This window comes from Streptomyces sp. NPDC012825 (genome assembly GCF_042900925.1).
In the GTDB taxonomy this organism is placed as follows: Bacteria; Actinomycetota; Actinomycetes; order Streptomycetales; family Streptomycetaceae; genus Streptomyces.
On record NZ_JBIBBZ010000001.1, the window covers coordinates 1,046,524 to 1,068,041 of the forward strand.

Below are 21,518 nucleotides of genomic sequence, written 5' to 3' on the forward strand. Positions count from 1 at the left end.
CAGTCCACCGACGAGAAGACGCCCTTCGACACCCCCGGAGGACCCTGTGGACCGCAGGAATTTCCTGGCCGGAGCCGGCGGCACGACGGTCGCAGTCGTCGCCCCCTTCTTGGGCGCCCCTCCACAGGTCGGCACCTCCGACGTCATCCGGCTCCGCAGCGGACTGGACGCCCTGATGGCCCTGGACGACACCAAGGGCGGCCACGAAGGACTGGAGAGAGCCGCGCTCGCCGGAGCCGCCGAAGCCCTGGAGAAGCAGAAGCTCGGGGCCACCCAGCGCATCCGCCGGAGGCTCTTCTCCGTGGCCGCCGACTACACCGCCACAGCGGCCTGGAGCGCCCTGGACGCACGCAAAGGGGATCGGGCGTACGCCCTTCTGGGGAAGGCCCTGTATTTAGCCGGGATGGCCCAGGACCCCGTCGCGGAGTTTCGGGTCTGGAACTCGTACGCGACGTTGGCCCACCAGCGTGGCGAGCACACGCAGGCCGTGGACTCCGCCATGGCGGCCCAGACCACGAGGATCACCAGGCGTGACCCGCTCTTCGCCTCCCTGGCCCACGCCCGCACCGCCATCGGCCACGCGAATCATGACCGCCAAGCCGCCCTGCGCTCCCTCGGCCACGCCCAGGAGGTGTTGGGCAAAGCGGCCCTGGCCGATCCCCGGCCGAGCTGGGTGGCCTTCTACGGACCGGCCGAACTGAGGGCCATCACCGCCATCGTCCGGGACCGCATCGGAGACTCCGCAGAAGCCGAGACCGCCTCCCATCGGGCCCTTGCCTCGATCCCCCGGCAGTTCCGCCGCAACCGCGCGCTGGCCACGGCGCGGCTCGCGCTGGCCCAGGTCCACCAGGGCGACATCGACCAGGCCTGCTTCACCGCCTCGACCGCGTTCGAGCTGATGACGGGGGATCCGATCCCCGGACGGATGCGCTCCCTCCTCGGAGATTTCTACCGGGACTTGATCACGCTCGCGCCGGATGCCACCGTCGCTCAGGAGTGGGGAGACCGATACCGATCCGAATGAAGCCGAGCGTGAGCGCCACCGAGCTGGATGTCCGGCACTACACCCATGACGATCTGGCCGAGATCCGGCAGACGATCATCGACATCCACGCCGACGCCTACGCCGACGCGATGGACTTCGAGTTCAACCAGCGCTTTCCGTGGTTCGTCGACCACTGGGGAGGCAACCCCGGCTTCTCCTGCATGATCGCGTACGACGGCGACGAGGCGGTGGGCTTCGCTTACGGAGCCCCGTCCACCGCACACCGCGAGTGGTGGCGCGAGCACCTCGACCCGGCACCGGAGAAGGACCGCACCTTCTCCTTCTCCGAGCTGGCGGTCCGGACGAAGTACCGAGGGACCGGGACCGCCGAGTGGCTCACCAGGGAACTGCTCGACAGCCGGGACGAGGACCTCGCCGTCCTCCTGGTCGACACGGAGCACCCGCGAGTACAGGCCCTGTACGAATCCTGGGGCTTCCGCAAGGTGGGCGAACGGCAGCCCTTCCCGGACTCCCCGGTCTACGCCGTCATGCTGGCCGAACTTCCCTTGGAACCGAGAGGAGCCGACGGTACGGTGGCCGAACCCATCGAGCCTGTATGACCTGGAGACCTTCATGGCTGGTCAGCCCGTCGAGGCACACTTCACCGAAGACGTCACGCTGCCCGACGGCCGAAGGATCCGCGTCAGCGCCTATCCGGACGGAAGCATCCGCTTCCACGTGGACGGTCTGCCTTACGTCCTGACCGAGGCGTACCTCGCCGGTGACCCCGGGAGGGATCGGGCGGTCATGAAGATCTCACCCGGGAAGCAGGGCAGTAGCGCCTCTCACAACTATGTGGAGTGGCTGGAGTCCAAGAAGCAGGACTGAGGACTGTCCCGCACACGTTGGGCAGGCCGCACCTGGGCGAGAGAGGTGTACCCGCGAGGCCCCGGCGCAGCGGCTGTGGCAGCCTGCCGGCATGTCATGGGAGCTGAGAGAACATGCGGGCCGTCACTACGCCGTCTTGTTCCACTACGCCTTGCCCGACGACGCCTGAGCCGTGGAATTGAGCGAGGCCCGGTCTATGTCGGTCGGCTGCGGCACAGAGCTGACTCACCTTCCCGGTCCTGCCTGCCTGGTGGCGCTCGTTCCGGACGAGAACCCGAATCGGGAACCGGCCTTCCGCGTCTACAGCCCTGACGAGCGCGTGGTGCCCTACGAGATCATGAGCTGGTTCATGGAACAGGTTGTCGACCAGGGCGAACGCTGTCGCGTCGCGTTCGAGCAAAAAAATCCTGAAACAGCGCAATGACCATGCAGTGACTGATGTGATCACGGCGTCGAAACGTTCCTGGGCAGCCTTGTTCAGCGCCCGTGGTAGTTCGGAATCCGATCCCTGCGTTACGAAACGAGGGTGCAGGCCCGGTTCACAAAGATCTCGCCCAGTAGGTGGAAATCCCGCGGTTCAGTCGATCGAGCGGATCAGAGGTCGGGGCAAGGGTGCGTACGCACGGCTCGGGTGATCTTCTTGCCGGTCTCAGGAGTGGCAATGTCGGGGAGCCGGGAACTGATGGTGAACCGCTCCAGCGAGGTCTGTGCGAGCTTGTCCTCGTCCTTGGTGTTCTTGAGGGAGCCACACTGATTGATGCCTCGGCTCACGGCTTGGTCTTCCTTGCCGGGCTTGATGATGCGGGTGTCGATGGTGTTGAACGCGTCGAGGTAGGCCTGCCTGGCTGTGGCAGTCGGCTCAGGTGGAAGGCCGGCGGCTGCACGGGCGCTGGCGCGGGTTTCAGGGCCGGGGGAGGGTTCGGCCGTGGTCGGGACGGGAGCAGTGGCCGGACGCTCAGGCTTGAGCGTGGTGCCACAGGCGGTCAAGGCGAGGACAAGAGCTGCAGTGACTACGAGCCCGGCGGTGATGTTCTTGCGCATCGGTTCAGCGCGTCAGGGCGTAGGCAGGTCGCAGGGGGTTGTGATCACCTTGTGGCAGCGGCGATGTATCCCCCTGGGGCATTGCCGAGGCGGGGGCTGCGCCCGTTGCGCGCGTCACCGGCTACGGGCGCCATCTCCCCTACTGCTTGGGGACGGTCCACTCGACAGGGTTGGCGCTGAGGGTCTCAGGGGCGTACACGACTCGTTCCGGCCAGATGTTGTTCATGACCGGGAACGGGATCTTTCCCTTGACGCAGCGCCCGTTCTTGACGGGCTGGTCCATGGGGAATTCGGGCTTCGGAAGGTCCCCGCCCGTGGATCCGGTGACCTTGACGACGGTGCCGTCCGTGTACGCGAGAGACCAAGGGAACTGGGAGACGGTAAATGTGTCACCGCTGACGCTGCACACCTTGGCCTCAACCGTGGCCCACACGTCTCCGCCCTGGGTGGCGGGGTCCGGGGGCTGGGGGCCCTTGGCCGGCTGGGTGTACGCGAGGGCGGCGACGGTGAAGGCGGCGTCATCGGTTGTGACCTTCGCGGTCTCACCGACCTCGTACGTGGTGTCCGTCGGAGTGGGACTAGAAGGGTTGCTGGTCGTGGCTACGGGCTCGGGACTGCTGCTCGTCTTGCTGACCGCCGGAGCGGCCGGTTCATTGCCACCGCAGGCGGTGAGGGCGAAGAGGAGGCCGGCAGCAAGCGTGCTGGTGAATCTGCGCATCGAGTCAGCCTGCCGGGCTGTATGCAGACAGTGGAGAGGAGTGATCATCTTGTGACCGCCGGACTGTTTCACGGCTTCGGACCGACAGGTCTGGCGTTCGAAGTTCGGAGCTACGGCCGACTCGTCTCCCGTGCATGTGGTGGCGTGCGGCCGGTGGTTTCGGCTCAGGGCACCTCGGCCTTGTCGGCGAGGCGCCCGGACGTGAAGCACAGCCGGTACACCGGGAGCGCGGCGAGCAGGGTCGTCCGGTAGTAGCGGCACTCGTCCGTGCCCGGCGGTTCGGCGGGGGCGTCGTGCGGCGGGCCGTCCAGGGGGCGGGCGGGTAGGTCCTCGGCGGCCTCCTCGTACGGCTGGCCGATGCGCAGGCGGGCGTACTCCTCCGGTTCCAGGTACGAGCGGTGCTGGGTCCACAGGGCGACCCCGCTCATCAGCAGGCCGAGTGCGGTGAGCAGGGCCAGGGGGATCCAGATCGCCTGTGCGAGGCCCCGGCGCACCTTCCGGCGGGCCCGGTCCAGTTCCCGTGCCGACGTGGGGGCGGTGGGCGGGGACGGTGGGGGGTTGCGGGGCAGGACGGCCTCCAGAGTGAAACCGCCGTCCGCCGCCGTTCCGTGCGTCAGCGTGCCGCCCGCCAGGCGGACCCGCTCGTCGAGGGCGACGAGGCCGGTGCCGCCGGAGGGGAGGGGCGGAGCCGTGGTTCCGGGGCCGTTGAGGACGTGGACCCGTACGGCCCCTTCGTACGGCTCCGGGGCGATCGTGACCGAGACCGGCGCGCCCGGCGCGTGTTTGGCCGCGTTGGTCAGGCCCTCCTGCACGACCCGGTGCAGGGCGGGGCCCGCCATCCCCGGGAGGGTGGGCACGGGGACCGTGGCGAGCGTGACGGACAGGCCCGACGCGCGGGCGCGGGCCACCAGGTCCTCCACGGTCTCGCCGGGCGGGGTCGTCGGCGCCGCCGCGTCGTCCTCGCGCAGCACGCCGATGACGTCCCGCAGCCGGGCCGTCGCGTCCGCCGCCGCGCGCCGCAGCTCGCCCGCCGCCCGCTGCTGGTCCGGGCCGAGCCCCGGATCCACCTCCAGGACGCCCGCGCGGACCGCGATCAGGGCCAGGTCGTGGCCGAGGGAGTCGTGCATGTCGCCCGCGATCCGGGACCGCTCCCGCAGCCGCTCCCGGTCCGCGACGGCCGCCTGCTCCCGCTCCATCCGGTCCGCCAGCTCCCATCCGCTGCGCACCAGCCGGTCGTACTGGCGTACGTAACGGCCGATCAGCCAGGGCGCCACGACCGCCAGGGCCAGCGCGAGCAGCAGCGTGAACCACTGGCCCAGGGGCGTGCCCGTGACCGTCGTCAGGAGCAGTCCGGCCGCCGCGACCGCGGCGAACAGCCACAGCGCCCCGCGCGTCCGTTCCTGCCGCCGCCCCGCGAGATAACCGAAGGCCACCAGGGCCGGGCCGTACGAGGGGGTGAACAGCTCCGGGGTGACGGTCAGGCTCGCTGCGACCACCAGCGCGAGCGGTACCGGCGGCCACCGCCGGCTCACCGCGACACAGCCGCCGAGGACCGTCACTCCCAGGGCGACCAGGGGCCAGGAACCGCCGTCGTTCGGATCCGACCTCCACAGGACCGGGACGCAGAGCAGGAGCCAGAGGGCCGCGTCGAAGGCGTGCTCGCGGGCGGGCCGCTGGAAGTGCCGTCGGATGGGTCGTCGGGTGTGCTCACTCATCGGGGACCAGGCCCGCCTCGTGCGCCAGGACCGCGAGCTGGACCCGGTTGCGCAGGCCGAGCCGGCCCAGGACCGCGCTCACGTGCGCCTTGACCGTGCCCTCGGCGACGTGCATGCGGTCGGCGATCTCCTGGTTCGGGAGCCCGGCGCCGAGGAGGGCCACGACCTCCCGCTCCCGGCCGGTCAGCGCCTCCAGGCGGGTCCGCGCCTCGGCGGCGCGGGTGAACCGCTCGCCGCCCAGGGTGTCGATGACCCGGCGGGCGACCGCCGGGGAGAGCGCGGCGCCGCCGCCGGCCACCGCCCGTACCCCGGCGATCAGTTCGCGCGGGTCCCCGGACTTCAGCAGGAAGCCGCCGACGCCCGAGCCGAGCGCCCGCGCGATGTGGGCGTCCTCGGAGAAGGTGGTGAGCATGACGACGGCCGCGCCCGGCACGGCCCCGCGCAGTTCCTCGGCGGCGGCGAGCCCGTCGAGCCGGGGCATCCGGATGTCGAGCAGGACGACGTCCGGCCGGTGCTCGCGGGCGAGCTCGACGGCCTCGTGCCCGTCGCCCGCCTCCGCCACCACCTCGATCCCGGGGTCGGTGGCGAGGATGGCCCGCACCCCGGCCCTGATCATCGTCTCGTCGTCGGCCAGCAGCACCCTGATCACGCGTTCCACTCCGGGGGAGACGCGCGGACGCCCCGGGGCGTTGCCCCGGGGCGTCCGTCACCTGGTTCCGGCCCTACAGGGCCGGCCTTGCAGAACCGGCCTTACGGGAAGGTCAGCTTGAAGCCGTTGATGTAGCCGGTGTCGGCCGAGGCCTTGTCCTGGACGCGGAGCTTCCAGGCACCGTTGGCGACCTCGGTGGAGGCGTTGACGGTGAAGGTCTGGACGATGTTGTCGGCGCTGCCGCCGGAGCGGTTGCTCAGGCTGTAGACCGAGCCGTCGGGGGCGACGAGGTCGACCACGAGGTCGCCGCGGTAGGTGTGGACGATGTCCACGCCGACCGAGAGGTTGCTCGGGGCGTTGCCGGTGACGCCGGTGACGTTGACCGTCGAGGTGACCGCGGCGCCGTTGTCCGGGATGGACACGTCGGCGGTGTTCTCGAAGACCTTGCCACCGGGGTTGCCGCCGCCGGGCCGGGCGCCGACGTTGATCGCGGCCCAGGCGTTCTCGACGGCCGTCACCTCGGGGCTGGTGGCGCCGTAGAGCGCCTTGGCCACGTCGACCGTGCCCGTGCGGGCGGCGGCGTAGTTGGTGTTCGAGCTGAACTTGGTGGTGAGCGCCTTGAACCAGATCAGCGCCGCCTTGTCCCGGCCGATGCCCGTGACGGGCAGGCCGTCCGAGGTCGGCGAGTCGTAGCTCACGCCGTTGATCGTCTTGGTGCCGCTGCCCTCGGAGAGCAGGTAGAACCAGTGGTTCGCCGGGCCCGAGGAGTAGTGGACGTCGATCGAGCCGATGCCCGAGTACCAGGCGTCCTTGGACGAGCCGTCCTTGCTCGGCTTGTCCATGTAGCGCAGCGGGGTGCCGTTGCCGCGGATGTCGATCTTCTCGCCGACCAGGTAGTCGCCCTGGTCCTGGGCGTTGTTGGCGTAGAACTCGACGGCCGCCGCGAAGATGTCCGAGGTGGCCTCGTTGAGGCCGCCGGACTCGCCGCTGTAGACCAGGCCGGCGGTGTTGGAGGTGACGCCGTGCGTCATCTCGTGCGCGGCCACGTCGATCGAGGTCAGCGGCTTGGTGTTGCCCGCGCCGTCGCCGTACGTCATGCAGAAGCAGGAGTCCTGCCAGAAGGCGTTGACGTACGCGTTGCCGTAGTGGACCCGGGAGTACGCGCCGACGCCGTCACCGCGGATGCCGGTGCGGCCGTGCACGTTCTTGTAGTAGTCCCAGGTGAGCGCGGCGCCGTAGTGGGCGTCGGCGCCCGCGGTCTCCTTGTTGGACGGGCTGCCGTTGCCCCACACGTCGGTGCTGTTGGTGAACAGCGTTCCCGTGCCCGAGCTGCCGCCGTTGAGGTTGTACGTCTTGTGGTTGCCGCGGCCCGTGTCCGTCAGCGAGTACGAGGGCGCGGTGCCGAGCGTCACCTGGCCGCTGTACTGCGTGTTGCCGGTGCCGGTCTCGACGGCCTGCCACTCGTAGAGCTTCGCGCCCGACTTGGCGTCGGTGACGACGTGCAGCTCGTTCGGGGTGCCGTCGTGCTGGAGGCCGCCGACGACGGTCTCGTACGCGAGGACCGGGGTGCCCCCGGCGAGCCAGACGACCTTGCGCGGGGCGCGGCTGGCGGCGGTCTTCTCGGAGCCGTCCGCCCGGGCGAGGCCGACGGCCTGCTTCTCGGCGGCCGCCGGGGCGACCGTGGCGGCCGTGTCGACGTTCTTCAGCTCCGCGCGGACCGCCTTGGTGACGCTCTGCCGGGCGCCGGCCTTCGACTCCTCGACGATCAGGTCGCCGCCGAGCACGGGCAGGCCCTCGTAGGTCCGCTCGTAGCGGGTGTGGGTCGTGCCGTCGCGGTCCTGCACGACGTCGCGGACGACCAGCTTCTCCTGGGCGCCGAGGCCGAGGGACTTGGCCGTGGCGGCCTTGTCGGCGTCGGCCGCCTTGATCAGCGCGGTGCGCTGGGCGGGGGTGAGGTCGGCCGGGAGCTTGCCCGGGTTCGCCGACGTGCCCTGCTGGGCCTTGGGAGCGACGCCGAACGGGGTGTCCGCCGCGGTGGCGGCGCCCGTCTGGACGCCCACGGCGATCATGGCGGCGGCGGCTATCAGGGCACCGGTCGCGGTGGCGCGGCGGCTGGGCGTGGATCTCACGCGGACTCCTTTTGCGAGGGGGGTACCGGCGGGCTTGGGTGAGTCCGTCGGGCAGAGCAAGGAGAGCGGTTGAGCACGTTCGGTGGAACTCGTACGGATGGCGCCGTGAACTTTCGTTCGGAGAGCCGGGGAGAGAGTGACAGGGATGACGGGGACCTGTCAGGAGTGCGGCTGGAAGTTGGCCAGAAATCGTCCGCTGCTGGTACGGGCGCGTTCGTTAAGCGGACGTTTCGCGGGGTGCGGGGGCGGTGTGGGGCGTTGTTCGGCCAGGAGTGCGTTTTTGCCCGTGGGGGTTGGGCGGTGGGGCGTACTCCGGTTTTTCGGGGGCGGAGGGCCGTCCCGGGCGCCGCGTGCGGGACCGCAGGATTTACGGCGCACACGGGTCCCGGCGGAGTGACCGGTTCTCGTGCGCCCCGTATCGCGCTCGACGTCCCGGACGCGACCCCCCACGGCCCCCACCCCCGTGCGCTGTCCTTCTCAGCCCGCCAGGCTGTCCCGCCACGCCCGGTGCAGGCCCGCGTAGTGGCCGTCTCCCGTCACCAGGGCGGACGGAGGGCCGTCCTCGACGATCCGGCCCGACTCCATCACCAGGACCCGGTCCGCCACCTCGACCGTCGACAGGCGGTGGGCGACGACCAGCGCCGTACGGCCCTTCAGGACCGTGTCCATGGCCCGCTGGACCGCCCGTTCACCGGGGACGTCGAGCGAGCTCGTCGCCTCGTCCAGGATCAGGACCGCCGGGTCCGCGAGGAGGGCGCGGGCGAAGGCGACCAGCTGGCGCTGGCCCGCCGAGATGCGGCCGCCCCGCTTGCGCACGTCCGTGTCGTAGCCGTCCGGGAGAGCCGCGACGAAGTCGTGGGCCCCGATGGCCTTCGCCGCCTCCTCGATCTCGGCGCGGGTCGCGTCCGGGCGGCCGATCGCGATGTTCTCCGCCACCGTGCCCGAGAAGAGGAACGCCTCCTGGGTGACCATGACGACTCCGCGGCGGAGATCGGGGGTGGTGAGATCGCGGAGGTCCACGCCGTCCAGGAGGACCCGGCCCTCCGTCGGGTCGTAGAAGCGCGCCAGCAGTTTCGCCAGGGTCGACTTCCCCGCGCCCGTCGCCCCCACCACGGCCACCGTCTGGCCGGCCGGGATCCTCAGGTCGAAGGCGGGCAGGACCTCGCCCCCCGTGCGGTACGCGAACCCCACGCCGTCGAAGACCACCTCGCGGCCGGGAGCGCCGGCGCGGCGGGGGAGTTCGAGGGGCGTCGTCGTCTCCGGGACGCCCGGCTCCTGGGCCAGGAGGCCCGCGATCTTGGCGAGGGACGCCGCCGCCGACTCGTACGAGTTGAGGAACATGCCCAGCCGGTCGATCGGGTCGTACAGGCGCCGCATGTAGAGCACCGCCGCCGCCAGGACGCCCAGTTCCAGCGAGCCCTCCGCCACTCGGTACGCGCCCCAGAGGCACATTCCGGCCACCGCCGTGTTCGCGACGAGGCGCGAACCGACCACGTAGCGGGCCATCTCCAGGAGCGCGTCGCCGTTGCTCCGTTCGTGACGGTGGTTGAGGGCGTCGAACTCCGTGTCGTTGGCCTCTTCCCGGCGGAACGCCCTGACCGGCCGGATGCCGTTCATCGTCTCCGCGAACTTCACGATCACGCCCGCGATCGCGGTGGACCGCTCGCCGTACACCCGGCCCGCGCGGCGGCGGTAGAGCCGCACCAGGAGGCAGAGGGGGAGGAAGGACGCCGTGGCCACCGCGCCGACGCCCGGGTCCAGCCAGAGCAGGACGAGGGTGATCGAGACGAAGGAGAGGACGACGCCGATCAGCTCCTGGAGGCCCTCCGAGAGCAGTTCGCGCAGCGACTCCACGTCCGTGGTGGAGCGGGAGATCAGCCGGCCCGAGGTGTAGCGCTCGTGGAAGTCGACGCTGAGCAGCTGCGCGTGGCGGAAGATCCGGCCGCGCAGGTCGAGCAGGACGTCCTGGTTGATCCGGGCCGCTCCCCGGACGAAGGCGTACTGGAGGAGGCCCGAGAGGGCCGCGCAGAGGAGGTAGCCGAGGCCCACGGCGACCACCGGGCCGTGGTCGCCCGCCCGGAAGGCCGGAACGCCGCGGTCGATGGCGTACGCGACGAGCAGCGGGCCCGCCTGGACCGCGGCCTCCTTGACCAGGAGGACGAGCGCGGCGACCGCGACCCGCGCGCGGTGCGCGGACAGGAGGGAGCGCAGCAGGGCGCCCGTCGCCCCCGGGGGAGCGGGCAGGTCGTCGCGGTCGAAGGGGTCCGGCTCGTCCGGTGCGGGGACGGGCGGCTTCGTGAGCGTGGTGTCCGTCATCGCCGTTCCTTCTCGCCCGACATCAGCCAGGCGTACTCCTCGCTGCTCCGCAGCAGTTCCTGGTGGGTGCCCACGGCCGCGATCCGGCCCCCGGACAGCAGCGCGACCCGGTCGGCCAGCATCACCGTCGACGGACGGTGCGCCACCACCAGGGCCGTCGTCTCCCGCAGCACCTCCCGCAGGGCCGCCTCCACCCGCGCCTCCGTGTGCACGTCGAGAGCCGAGAGGGGGTCGTCCAGGACCAGGAAGCGGGGGCGGCCGACCACCGCGCGGGCCAGGGCGAGCCGCTGCCGCTGGCCGCCCGACAGGCTCAGGCCCTGCTCGCCGACCCGGGTCGCGGCGGCCTCGGGCAGCCGGTCCACGAAGCCGTCCGCCTGGGCCACGGCGAGGGCGCGCCGCAGCTCCGGCCCGCCGGCCCCCTCCCCGGCTCCCATCAGGACGTTCTCGCCGACGGAGGCGGAGAACAGGGTGGGTTCCTCGAAGGCCACCGACACCAGGGAGCGCAGCCGCCGCCGCTCCATCAGCGCGACGTCCTCGCCGTCCAGGAGGATCCGGCCGCCCGTCGTCTCGTGCAGGCGCGGTACGAGGGCGGTGAGCGTCGTCTTCCCGGAGCCCGTGCCGCCGACCAGGGCCAGCGTCTCGCCGGGGCGGATGTGCAGGTCGACGCCGTCCAGGACCGGCGGGGCGTCCTCCGGGGCGTCCGGGTAGCGGAAGGTGACGTTCTCGAAGCGGACCCCGTCCGGGCCGGCGGCCCGCGGGGCCCGGGGGGCGGCCGTGTCCGGTTCCTCCTCGGCGTCCATCACCTCGAAGTACCGCTCCGTCGCCGTCGCCGCCTCCTGGCTCATCGCCAGGAGGAAGCCGATCGACTCCACCGGCCAGCGCAGCGCGAGCGCCGTCGACAGGAACGCGACGAGCGTGCCCGCCGACAGGTCCCCGTCCGCGACCCGCACCGTGCCGAGGACGAGCGCCGCCCCGATGGCCAGTTCCGGTACGACGGTGATGACCGCCCAGATCGCGGCGAGCAGCCGGGCCTTGACCAGCTCCGTGCCCCGCAGCCGCTCGGAGAGCTCGCGGAAGGCCCGCGCCTGGCTGCGGTGCCGGCCGAAGCCCTTGACGATCCGGATGCCGAGGACGCTCTCCTCCACGACCGTCGTCAGATCGCCCACCTGGTCCTGGGCCCGGCGCGCCACCCGGCCGTACCGGCCCTCGAAGAGCGAGCAGACGACCACGAGCGGCAGCACCGGGGTCAGCAGCACCAGGCCGAGGGACCAGTCCTGGGAGAGCAGCAGCACGTATCCGGCGAGGATCGTCACGCCGTTGACCAGGAGGAAGGTCAGCGGGAAGGCGAGGAACATCCGCACCAGCATCAGATCGGTCGTCCCGCGCGACAGGAGCTGACCCGACGCCCACCGGTCGTGGAAGGCGATCGGCAGCCGCTGGAGCCTGCCGTACAGGTCCGACCGCATCCGCGCCTCCACCCCGGCGAGCGGCCGCGCCACCAGCCAGCGCCGGAAGCCGAAGAGCACCGCCTCCGTGATCCCGAGCAGCAGCAGGTACAGCGCCCCGAGCCACACGCCCCCGGGGTCCCGGTCCGCGACGGGCCCGTCCACCAGCCACTTCAGGACGAGGGGGATGACGAGCGACAGACAGGAGGCGACGACCGCGACGAGGGCGGCCGTGAACAGCCGCCCCCGCACGGGCCGTACGTACGGCCACAGACGGAGCAGGACGCGCACCGCCGACCGGTCGGGGGCGCTTGCTGGGGGTACGGGGTTCTCGGGCATCAGGTCCGACCTTACGGTTCGCCACTGACACCGCCCACCCGGTTTTCCGGCCGCGCCCCGGGCTTCGCTCCGGACCGCTTCCGGCCGCGTCTCGGGCTTCGCTCCGGACCGCTTCCGGCCGCGCCTCCGGACCGTTTCCCGGAACCGCCTTGACCGGACGAAGCCGCAGGCCGGAGACTTGCCCGGCCCCGCACCGGGGTGTGCACGGAGGGGACCGCATGACCACGCTCGACACCTATGAGACCCGCTGCGAACAGCTCTTCCTGGCGGGCGGCAACGCGGCCGTGCGCCGGGCCGCGCAGGAGGGGCTCGAAGCCCTCGGCCCGCAGGCCGACCTCTACTGCTGGCTCGCCCTCGGGCACGCCGCCGAGGACGAGGACGACCACGACGACCTCGCCGAGGAGGCCTTCCGCGCCGGTCTCGCCCTCGACCGCGACCACCTCGGGCTCCTCGCCGGCTACGCCGAGCTGTGCCTGCGCGCCGACGGGTTCGAGCACCCCGGCCGCGCCGGCCGCGCCGTCGCCCTCTCCCGGCGCCTGAAGGAACTGGCCCCCGACTCCGCCGAGGCCGACCGGCTCGCCGCCGCCGAGCGCTGGGCCCGCCGGGGCTACTGGGAGGACCTGCGGACGGCCGCCGTCGAGGGGAGGCTCGCCGCCGGGCGGACGCAGGAGCAGGCCCGGGCCCTCGCCGACGACCTCGCCGACGGCGCCGCCGCCGTCCGCGCCGCCGAGGCCGCCGACCCCACCGACCGCGCGGCGGCCGTGCGGGCCGCGACCGCCGAGGCGCTCGCGGGCCCCCGGAACGCGCCGGTGCGCTTCCTCGGGCGTCACCGCGGGGCGATCTGGGTGCTCTCCGGCTGCCTCGCCCTGGTCACCAACCAACTGCTCCGGCAGGCGGGGATCGCCGGGGCCTTCAGCCCGTGGGGCTACCTCTGGCTGCTGCCGGTCCTCCTCGTCGACCGCCGCTTCGCCGCCGTGCGCAGGGAGGCCGAGGCCCGGTACGTGACCCGGCTCGAAACGACGCTCGCCGGCCGGGACTGAGCCGTACCGGGCGTCCGCCGTCGCCCCCGGACACGACCGGGGGATCCCGGGCCGCCCCTGAGCGGCCGGATCCCCTTCGCGTTCCCCCCACTTCGCGTTCCCCTACTTCGACACCCGCAGCAGCACCACCGACCGGGCCCCCACCGCGAGCGTCTCCCCGCCCCGGTGGACCGTGCCCGGTGGCGCGGACTGGTCCTCGCGGGCGGTGTCCACGACCAGTTCGTACGTCTCCGCCCAGGGCGGGCCCGGCAGCCGGAAGTCCAGCGGGCGGTGGTCGGCGTGCAGGACGGCGAGGAAGCTGTCGTCGGTGATCCGCTCGCCCCGGGCGTCCCGGCCCGGGATGTCCCGGCCCGACAGGTAGAGGCCGAGCGTGCCCGTCCGCGCGTACCAGTCGCCCTCCGTCATCTCCGCCCCCTCGGCCGTGAACCAGGCCAGGTCCCGCAGCCCGTCCGCGCGCTGCGGCCGGCCGGAGAAGAAGGCCCGGCGGCGCAGCACCGGATGCCGGTGGCGCAGCGCGAGCAGCCGCCGGGACAGGGCGAGGAGCTGGGCCCGGCCCGGGTCCTCCGGCAGCGACCAGTCGAGCCAGCCGATCTCGTTGTCCTGGCAGTACGCGTTGTTGTTGCCGCCCTGGGTGCGGCCCATCTCGTCGCCGGAGACCAGCATCGGCACCCCGGTCGACAGGAGCAGGGTGGTGAGCAGGTTGCGCTGCTGGCGCAGCCGCAGCGCCCCGATCTCCGGGTCGTCGGTCTCGCCCTCCGCGCCGCAGTTCCAGGAGCGGTTGTCGTGGGTGCCGTCCCGGTTGCCCTCGCCGTTGGCCTCGTTGTGCTTCCGCTCGTACGTGACGAGGTCCCGCAGGGTGAAGCCGTCGTGGGCGGTGACGAAGTTGACCGAGGCGTACGGCCGGCGCCCGCCCCAGGCGTACAGGTCGCTGGAGCCGGAAAGGCGGTAGCCGAGGTCCCGCACGTCCGGCAGCGCCCCGCGCCAGAAGTCCCGCACCGCGTCCCGGTAGCGGTCGTTCCACTCGGTCCACAGCGGCGGGAAGGCCCCCACCTGGTAGCCGCCGTTGCCCACGTCCCAGGGCTCCGCGATCAGCTTCACCCGGCGCAGGACCGGGTCCTGGGCGATGACCGCGAGGAAGGGGGAGAGCATGTCGACGTCGTGGAAGGAGCGGGCGAGGGCCGCCGCCAGGTCGAAGCGGAAGCCGTCCACCCCCATCTCGGTCACCCAGTAGCGCAGGCTGTCGGTGATGAGCCGCAGCACCTGCGGCTGCACCACGTGCAGGGTGTTGCCGCAGCCCGTGTAGTCGGCGTACCGGCGGGCGTCGGACTGGAGCCGGTAGTAGCCCCGGTTGTCGATGCCCTTCAGGGAGAGCGTCGGGCCCAGCTCGCCCGCCTCCGCCGTGTGGTTGTAGACCACGTCGAGGATGACCTCGATCCCGGCCGCGTGCAGTGCCCGCACCATCCCCTTGAACTCGCCGACCTGCTGGCCGGCCGTCCCCGAGGAGGAATAGCCGGCGTGCGGCGCGAAGTAGCCGACGGAGTTGTACCCCCAGTAGTTGCGCAGGCCCCGCCGCAGCAGGTGGTCCTCGTGCGCGAACTGGTGCACCGGCAGCAGCTCCACCGCCGTCACCCCGAGCCGTACGAGGTGGTCGACGGCCGCCGGGTGCGCGAGGCCCGCGTACGTGCCGCGCAGGTGCTCCGGGATGCCCGGGTGCAGCCGGGTGAAGCCCTTGACGTGCACCTCGTAGATGACCGAGTCCTGCCAGGGCGTCTTGGGCCGGCGGTCGTCGGACCAGTCGTCGTCGTCGTGGACGACGACCCCCTTCGGGACGTGCGGGGCGGAGTCCCGCTCGTCGCGGACGGTGTCCGCCACGTGCTGCTGCGGCCAGTCCCGCACGTGCCCGTACACCTCGGGCGGAAGGGAGAACTCGCCGTCCACGGCCCGCGCGTACGGGTCGAGGAGCAGCTTCGCCGGGTTCCACCGGGCGCCCGTCCACGGGTCCCAGCGGCCGTGCACCCGGTAGCCGTACCGCTGCCCCGGGCCGATCCCGGGCACGAAGCCGTGCCAGATCTCGTGGGTCAGCTCGGTCAGCGGCAGCCGCCGCTCCCTCCCGTCCCCGTCGAACAGGCACAGTTCGACGGCCTCCGCCCCGCCCGCCCACAGGGCGAAGTTGGTGCCCGCGACCCCGCCGGGTCCGACCCGGCAGCGGGCGCCGAGGGGCGTCGGCGCCCCCGGCCACACGGGCGGTCCCGCCCGCTCCAGGGCATGCTGCTGTACCGCCTCCTGCTCGGCTGCGCTCGCCACCGTCCGGCCTCCCGCGGCTCCGTCGGGCCCGCGCCCGGGGACCGGCGGCGTCCCTGCCGCCGGTCCCCGGGCGCGGTTTCTCCTCCTGTTCTTCCCGTACGGCCGTGCTCCCAACATGACCCGCACGCACGTTTCCCCTGGAGGGTGGCCGTCGTTGGGCCGGGCGTGAGATCTGTATGGAGACGGGCGGCGCACGCCCTCGCGGTGGCGGGACTGGTGGCGGGCCTCGCGGGCTGCACCGGAACGGACGGCGGCAGGGGCATCGACCTCTCCCTGCCGGGCAAGGCACGGGCCCCCGGTGACGTCATCCGGGTCACCCCGGAGGACGGCAGCCGCGCGGTCCCGACCGGGCAGGCGGTCGAGGTGGGGGTGGACGGCGGGCGGCTCGAACGGGTGACCGTCGCCCGGATCGAGGACGGCCGGCGGACCGAGGTCGCCGGGGAGATCTCCGCCGACGGGCTGCGCTGGCGGCCCCCGGCCGGCCACCGGCTCGCGCCGGCCGCCAAGTACAGCGTGGACGCCGTCGCCCTCGACGCGCACGGGCGGCGCTCGGCCCGCCACACCACCTTCAGCACCGTGGTGCCCGAGTCCCGCTTCATCGGATACTTCAAGCCGGAGAACCGCTCCACGGTCGGCACCGGCATGATCGTCTCCTTCACCTTCAGCCGGCCCGTCGAGAACCGGGCCGCGGTCGAGCGCGCCGTCCGGATCACCTCCGACCCGCCGGTCGAGGTCGTCGGCCACTGGTTCGGCGGGGAGCGGCTCGACTTCCGCCCCGAGCGGTACTGGGCCGCCGGCACCCGGGTCACCGTCGACATCGGCCTGCGGGACGTCGAGGGGGCGCCCGGCGTGTACGGCGTCCAGCGCAAGAGGATCGGCTTCACCGTCGGCCGCTCCCAGGTCTCCGTCGTGGACGCCGCCGCTCACACCATGGAGGTCCGCAGGGACGGCGAGGTCCTGGCCACCCTGCCGATCACGGCGGGAGCGCCGAAGACCACCACGTACAACGGGAAGATGGTCGTCACCGAGCTGTACGACGTGACGCGGATGAACGGCGCCACGGTCGGCTTCGGCGGCGAGTACGACATCAAGGACGTGCCGCACGCGATGCGGCTCACCGAGTCCGGGACCTTCCTGCACGGCAACTACTGGGCCCCGCCCGAGACCTTCGGCACCGCCAACGTCAGCCACGGCTGCGTGGGGCTCCGGGACGAGAAGGGCGGCAGCGAGCGGTCGCCCGCAGGCTGGTTCTTCGACCGGACCCTGATCGGCGACGTGGTGGAGGTGGTCAACTCCCGCGACCGGAAGGTCGCTCCCGACAACGGTCTCGGCGGCTGGAACACGGACTGGAAGAGCTGGAAGACCGGTTCCGCGCTCCGCTGACCCCGCCCTTCCCCGTCACCCCCGTCGTCCCCCGCCCCTCCCGCCGCTTCGGTCGTCATAGCACGTCGATCGGGACGGAACGGTGACATGCGCGAGGATCTTTCGTGTCCTGCGGTGTGATTATCTAGCGCCGTGTGCGCGAGTGGATGCGCGCGGGGGTGGGGCCGCGGCGGTGCCGGGCCGTGCGAGGGGAGAAGACCACAGTGAACGGGCAGCCGATATCGGGGGCGTCGGTAGGGACCACGGGGCGGGGCCGGCGACGCGGGGGCGTCCGGCTCCAGGCCCTGGCGGCGGGGGCGCTGCTCCTGGTGCTCACCGCCTGCGGCGGCGGCGGGGAGGCCACCGGCGGAGCGAAGGGCCCGGAGGCCCAGAACGCCGGCAGGCAGGAGAACGCGGCCTCCCGGGCCGTCGTGACGATCCTTCCGAAGGACGGCGCCGACTCGGTCGCCACCAGCGGCGCCCTCAAGGTGACCGCCCAGGAGGGCAGGCTGACCACGGTCACGGTCGCCGACTCCAAGGGCACCGCGGTCGAGGGCGAGATCGCGAAGGACGGCGCCAGCTGGCAGCCCACCGCCCACCTGGCCGGGGGCACCCAGTACAAGGTCCACGCCGTCGCCAAGGACGCCGAGGGCCGTGAGTCGGCGAAGGACACCACCTTCACCACCCTGGTCCCGAAGAACACCTTCATCGGCCACTACACGCCGGAGGACGGCTCGACCGTCGGCGTCGGCATGCCGGTCTCCATCAACTTCACCCGGGGCATCACCGACCCCGAGGCCGTCGAGAAGGCCATCGAGGTGACGGCCGTGCCGTCCGTCCCGATCGAGGCCCACTGGTTCGGCAACGACCGCCTGGACTTCCGCCCCGAGCAGTACTGGGCCGCCGGCACCAAGGTGACGGTCCATCTGAACCTGGACGGCGTCGAGGGCCGCCCCGGTGTGTACGGCAAGCAGAAGAAGACCGTCGGCTTCACCATCGGCCGCCGTCAGGTCTCCACCGTCGACGCCGAGGCGAAGACCATGAAGGTCGAGCGCGACGGGAAGATCGTCAAGACGCTGCCGATCACCGCGGGCGCGCCGTCCACGACCACGTACAACGGTCAGATGGTCATCAGCGAGAAGTACGAGGTGACCCGGATGAACGGCGCCACGGTCGGCTTCGGCGGCGAGTACGACATCAAGGACGTGCCGCACGCGATGCGCCTGTCCACCTCGGGCACCTTCGTGCACGGCAACTACTGGGCCCCGAAGAGCACCTTCGGCTCGGAGAACGTCAGCCACGGCTGCGTCGGCCTCCAGGACGCCCGGGGCGCGGGGGACGCCTCGACCCCGGCGGCCTGGTTCTACGACAGCTCGATCATCGGTGACGTGGTCGTCGTGAAGAACTCCAAGGACAAGCAGATCAAGCCGGACAACGGCCTCAACGGCTGGAACATGCCGTGGTCGGAGTGGATCGCCTAGGCGTTCCGGAGCTTTTCGGCGGGGCCCGGTGCTGTGAGCAACAGCACCGGGCCCGTCGTCGTTGACGGCCCCTAACCTTCTCCCATGACTGTGAACCTCGAAGTCGCCGAAGGCGTCGGCACGATCCGCCTCGACCGCCCCCCGATGAACGCCCTGGACGTCGCCACCCAGGACCGGCTGCGCGAGCTCGCCCAGGAGGCGACCGACCGCGACGACGTGCGGGCCGTGGTCCTCTACGGCGGCGAGAAGGTGTTCGCGGCCGGCGCGGACATCAAGGAGATGCAGGTCATGGACCACGTGGCCATGGTCAAGCGCTCGCGCGCCCTCCAGGACGCCTTCACCGCCGTCGCCCGCATCCCCAAGCCGGTCGTCGCCGCCGTCACCGGCTATGCCCTCGGCGGCGGCTGCGAGCTGGCGCTCTGCGCCGACTTCCGGATCGCCGCCGACAACGCCAGGCTCGGCCAGCCGGAGATCCTGCTCGGCCTGATCCCGGGCGCGGGCGGCACCCAGCGCCTCTCCCGCCTCGTCGGCCCCTCCAAGGCCAAGGACCTCATCTTCACCGGCCGGATGGTGAAGGCGGACGAGGCCCTGTCCCTCGGCCTGGTCGACCGGGTCGTCCCGGCCGCCGAGGTGTACGAGCAGGCGCATGCGTGGGCCGCGAAGCTGGCGCAGGGTCCCGCCGTCGCCCTGCGGGCCGCGAAGGAGGCGATCGACCAGGGCCTGGAGACCGACATCGACACCGGTCTGGCCGTCGAGCGCACCTGGTTCGCCGCCCTGTTCGCCACCGAGGACCGCGAGCGCGGGATGCGCAGCTTCGCCGAGGAGGGCCCGGGGAAGGCGAAATTCGGCTGAGCTGACCGAAAGGGGTACGGCGGACGTCGGCCAGGTGTCCGTAAGGCGCCTGCCCGGGGCCCGTGGGGGGCCGATTCCGGCGGAACGGCCCCCGCGGGCCGCCCCGTCCGGCCATGATGGGGGGCATGGCGGGCCTGGAGGGTAGGGAACAACCACGGCAGCGCGCGAGCGCCGCCGCGGCGCGGTGGTCACTGGCCGCGGACGACGAACAGGCCGCCGAGGCAGTGGAGTTGTACGGCAATCCGGCCGAGGACGACGTGCGGCTGCCGTCCCGCCCCGAGTCCGCGTGGGTGGCCCGCCGGCTCACGCAGCACGTCGTGATGCGCCAGTGGGGGCTGGGGCCGCAGCTCGCCGAGCACGCGGTCCTCCTGGTCTCGGAGCTGGTGGGGAACGCCGTCCGGCACACCGGCGCCCGGGTCTTCGCGCTGCGGTTGCAGCGGCGCCGGGGCTCGATCCGGGTCGAGGTGCGCGACCCCTCGCGCGGGCTGCCCTGTCTGCTGCCGGTGCACGAGCTGGACACGAGCGGCCGGGGGCTCTTCCTGGTCGACAAGCTGGCGGACCGGTGGGGCGTGGACCTGGCCCCGCGCGGCAAGACGACCTGGTTCGAGATGCGGGTCGCGGACCGCCCCTGACCCCGCCCCGGACGCACGGAAGCCCCCGTGCGCCGTGGTGGGGCGAGCTGGGGGCTTCCGTGTGATGCGCCGTGGACGGGGGGGTGTATCCACGGCCGCTGTGTCGACCTGGCCCGGGTCAATGGAGGTCGTGTCGACGACTATGACAGACGAGCACCCCCATCGCCAAAAACCCTTACCGGGATCAAACCGGGCGAACCTGAACACTTTAACTGTGAATCGTTGGTGACATGTGGCACCCGCCTTGTAAACAGTGAATGACTATGCGATTCGCTGTTTGTTTCCTGGGGTCGTCCGCATGTCGGACGGCTGACGAAGGGCCGCGGGCGTCCCGGTCGGCGGCCCCCGTCGGCCCACCGGGCCGGGGCGGCTAATCTGACCCCCGTCAGACAGGCACCATGAAGGGGCGGAAACAGTGGCGGACATCGAGTCGGCACGCACGGCATTCAACCGGTACGACGTGGACGGGGACGGCTTCATCACCGCCGCGGAGTACAAGAGCGTGATGGCGCAGCTGGGCGACTTCCACGTCACCGAGACGGTCGCCGAGGCGCTCATCAAGCAGCGCGACGACAACGGCGACGGCCGGCTGTCGTGGGACGAGTTCTGGTCGCACCTCAGCAAGGCCTGACCCGCCCGCCCGGACGGGCCGCGCGACCGTGGTCGCCGCCCGTCCGGGGCGCGGCGTCGTCTTCCGCAAGCCGTGCTTCTCTCAGCCCACGCTCCAGCGGATCATCCAGGCCTCGTTCTGGATGGAGATGACGTGCTCGCACTTCGAGACGAAGGACTCCGCGCTTTCGCCGGGGCGCGAGGGGTCTGCCGTCCGCCGGTCGAGAAGCCGCTCCAGTTCCTCGGCGGTACGCAGGAACTCCAGGTGCTGGTAGGTGTACCGCCGCGCTGTCGCATGCGCGGTCACCGCGATGGAGACGGAAGCGATCACACCGGTCCAGGCCGCGAGACCGCCGATCGCGAAGGCCCCGGCCGCCGCGGCCACCAGGGCGCCCGCGGCGCCGAAGACGAGTTCCGTCTTCGCGAAGAACTCCACCCTGCTCCGCATCCACGCGGCTCTGGGACGGTAGTACGAGTCGATCTGACGGCGCAGGCGTCGGTCGACGTAGGTGTCCAGGTCGACCACGGGCGGCAGAGGGCGCACCTCGGCGGAGATCCCGTCGGTGTGCCGCACGAGATCGGTGGCGTCCACGCGGAAGCTGTGGGCGCGTTCCGCCAGCAGTACCGCGCCGCTCGCCCTTTCCGCGTAGGGGCCCACGCCGGCGAGGCAGGCGTAGACCTCGCCCTTGAGCGCCTCGGACACGGCCCGCGTGCGAATCCAGTCGCTCATGGGGCCGGGACCACCCCGGTGGGCCAGCAGGGGGGAAAGGCCGGCGGCGAGGGCGGCGACGAAGGCCAGTACCGCGCCCAGCCGGGGGTTCCAGTCCATAACCTGCGCGGATGCGGCTCCCAGTACGGCCGCCGCGACCACCAGGACCAGGGCCCTCGAACGTGCGGTCTCGACCGATGCCTTGAGCCGGTTCGCGCTCTGGGACCAGATGCTCTGCTGGTCCCAGACCTTTCGTATGGTCGCGTTCTCCTGCGTCGTCGTCACGATGAGATTCTGACGGCTC

Annotated in this window: 19 protein-coding genes; 10 read left to right on the top strand and 9 right to left on the bottom strand. The window is 72.0% G+C overall.

Going from position 1 to position 21,518, the window contains the following annotated elements; all coding sequences use genetic code 11:
• Positions 1-46: 46 nt before the first annotated feature.
• The 4 genes from ACFY7E_RS05045 to ACFY7E_RS05060 all read left to right on the top strand — a co-directional run bounded on the left by ACFY7E_RS05045 (position 47) and on the right by ACFY7E_RS05060 (position 2,297).
• A complete protein-coding gene (locus ACFY7E_RS05045) occupies positions 47-1,024 on the top strand; it encodes a hypothetical protein (protein ID WP_389480814.1) in 978 nt (325 codons plus the stop codon).
• Positions 1,021-1,605 (top strand): GNAT family N-acetyltransferase, encoded by a 585-nt coding sequence (locus ACFY7E_RS05050; protein ID WP_389480817.1) that lies wholly within the window; start codon positions 1,021-1,023, stop codon positions 1,603-1,605. The genes ACFY7E_RS05045 and ACFY7E_RS05050 overlap by 4 nt, the downstream gene beginning before the upstream one ends.
• Positions 1,606-1,618: 13 nt before the next feature.
• A complete protein-coding gene (locus ACFY7E_RS05055; protein ID WP_389480819.1) occupies positions 1,619-1,873 on the top strand; it encodes a hypothetical protein in 255 nt (84 codons plus the stop codon).
• Positions 1,874-2,045: 172 nt separating this feature from the next.
• Positions 2,046-2,297, top strand: a complete 252-nt coding sequence (locus ACFY7E_RS05060; RefSeq protein WP_389480820.1) for a hypothetical protein — start codon at positions 2,046-2,048, stop codon at positions 2,295-2,297.
• Positions 2,298-2,467: 170 nt separating this feature from the next.
• Here ACFY7E_RS05060 and ACFY7E_RS05065 read toward each other — a convergent pair whose 3' ends face one another.
• From ACFY7E_RS05065 to ACFY7E_RS05095, 7 genes are all read right to left on the bottom strand, one after another.
• Entirely contained in the window at positions 2,468-2,914 is a 447-nt protein-coding gene (locus tag ACFY7E_RS05065; protein ID WP_389480822.1) for a hypothetical protein, read from the bottom strand.
• 139 nt (positions 2,915-3,053) lie between these two features.
• Positions 3,054-3,632: a DUF4352 domain-containing protein gene (locus tag ACFY7E_RS05070; RefSeq protein WP_389480823.1), complete on the bottom strand. Its 579-nt coding sequence runs from the start codon at positions 3,630-3,632 to the stop codon at positions 3,054-3,056.
• Positions 3,633-3,796: 164 nt separating this feature from the next.
• Positions 3,797-5,347, bottom strand: coding sequence for a sensor histidine kinase (locus ACFY7E_RS05075; RefSeq protein WP_389480825.1), 1,551 nt, complete (start codon positions 5,345-5,347; stop codon positions 3,797-3,799).
• Positions 5,340-5,996: a response regulator gene (locus ACFY7E_RS05080; RefSeq protein ID WP_389480828.1), complete on the bottom strand. Its 657-nt coding sequence runs from the start codon at positions 5,994-5,996 to the stop codon at positions 5,340-5,342. Before ACFY7E_RS05080 ends, ACFY7E_RS05075 begins: the two co-directional genes overlap by 8 nt.
• A gap of 101 nt (positions 5,997-6,097) precedes the next feature.
• On the bottom strand, positions 6,098-8,125 hold the full coding sequence (locus ACFY7E_RS05085) for a M4 family metallopeptidase (RefSeq protein WP_389480830.1): 2,028 nt from the start codon (positions 8,123-8,125) through the stop codon (positions 6,098-6,100).
• Positions 8,126-8,602: 477 nt separating this feature from the next.
• Entirely contained in the window at positions 8,603-10,441 is a 1,839-nt protein-coding gene (locus ACFY7E_RS05090; protein WP_389480832.1) for an ABC transporter ATP-binding protein, read from the bottom strand.
• Positions 10,438-12,225: an ABC transporter ATP-binding protein gene (locus ACFY7E_RS05095; protein WP_389480834.1), complete on the bottom strand. Its 1,788-nt coding sequence runs from the start codon at positions 12,223-12,225 to the stop codon at positions 10,438-10,440. The genes ACFY7E_RS05090 and ACFY7E_RS05095 overlap by 4 nt, the downstream gene beginning before the upstream one ends.
• A gap of 218 nt (positions 12,226-12,443) precedes the next feature.
• Between ACFY7E_RS05095 and ACFY7E_RS05100 the strand changes: the two genes are divergently transcribed.
• Positions 12,444-13,265, top strand: coding sequence for a hypothetical protein (locus tag ACFY7E_RS05100; protein ID WP_389480837.1), 822 nt, complete (start codon positions 12,444-12,446; stop codon positions 13,263-13,265).
• Between the two features lie 102 nt (positions 13,266-13,367).
• Here ACFY7E_RS05100 and glgX read toward each other — a convergent pair whose 3' ends face one another.
• On the bottom strand, positions 13,368-15,569 hold the full coding sequence (glgX, locus tag ACFY7E_RS05105; RefSeq protein ID WP_389480839.1) for a glycogen debranching protein GlgX: 2,202 nt from the start codon (positions 15,567-15,569) through the stop codon (positions 13,368-13,370).
• Positions 15,570-15,734: 165 nt separating this feature from the next.
• Here glgX and ACFY7E_RS05110 point away from each other — a divergent pair, with 165 nt between their 5' ends.
• The 5 genes from ACFY7E_RS05110 to ACFY7E_RS05130 all read left to right on the top strand — a co-directional run bounded on the left by ACFY7E_RS05110 (position 15,735) and on the right by ACFY7E_RS05130 (position 20,527).
• Positions 15,735-16,952, top strand: a complete 1,218-nt coding sequence (locus ACFY7E_RS05110) for an Ig-like domain-containing protein (RefSeq protein WP_389480841.1) — start codon at positions 15,735-15,737, stop codon at positions 16,950-16,952.
• A gap of 203 nt (positions 16,953-17,155) precedes the next feature.
• Entirely contained in the window at positions 17,156-18,412 is a 1,257-nt protein-coding gene (locus ACFY7E_RS05115; protein WP_389480843.1) for an Ig-like domain-containing protein, read from the top strand.
• 84 nt (positions 18,413-18,496) lie between these two features.
• On the top strand, positions 18,497-19,264 hold the full coding sequence (locus tag ACFY7E_RS05120) for an enoyl-CoA hydratase/isomerase family protein (protein ID WP_389480846.1): 768 nt from the start codon (positions 18,497-18,499) through the stop codon (positions 19,262-19,264).
• A gap of 125 nt (positions 19,265-19,389) precedes the next feature.
• Positions 19,390-19,896, top strand: coding sequence for an ATP-binding protein (locus tag ACFY7E_RS05125; protein ID WP_383444857.1), 507 nt, complete (start codon positions 19,390-19,392; stop codon positions 19,894-19,896).
• A 415-nt stretch (positions 19,897-20,311) separates the two neighbouring features.
• A complete protein-coding gene (locus tag ACFY7E_RS05130; RefSeq protein WP_351895805.1) occupies positions 20,312-20,527 on the top strand; it encodes an EF-hand domain-containing protein in 216 nt (71 codons plus the stop codon).
• An 81-nt stretch (positions 20,528-20,608) separates the two neighbouring features.
• Here ACFY7E_RS05130 and ACFY7E_RS05135 read toward each other — a convergent pair whose 3' ends face one another.
• A complete protein-coding gene (locus ACFY7E_RS05135) occupies positions 20,609-21,499 on the bottom strand; it encodes a DUF4231 domain-containing protein (protein WP_389480849.1) in 891 nt (296 codons plus the stop codon).
• Positions 21,500-21,518: the final 19 nt, after the last annotated feature.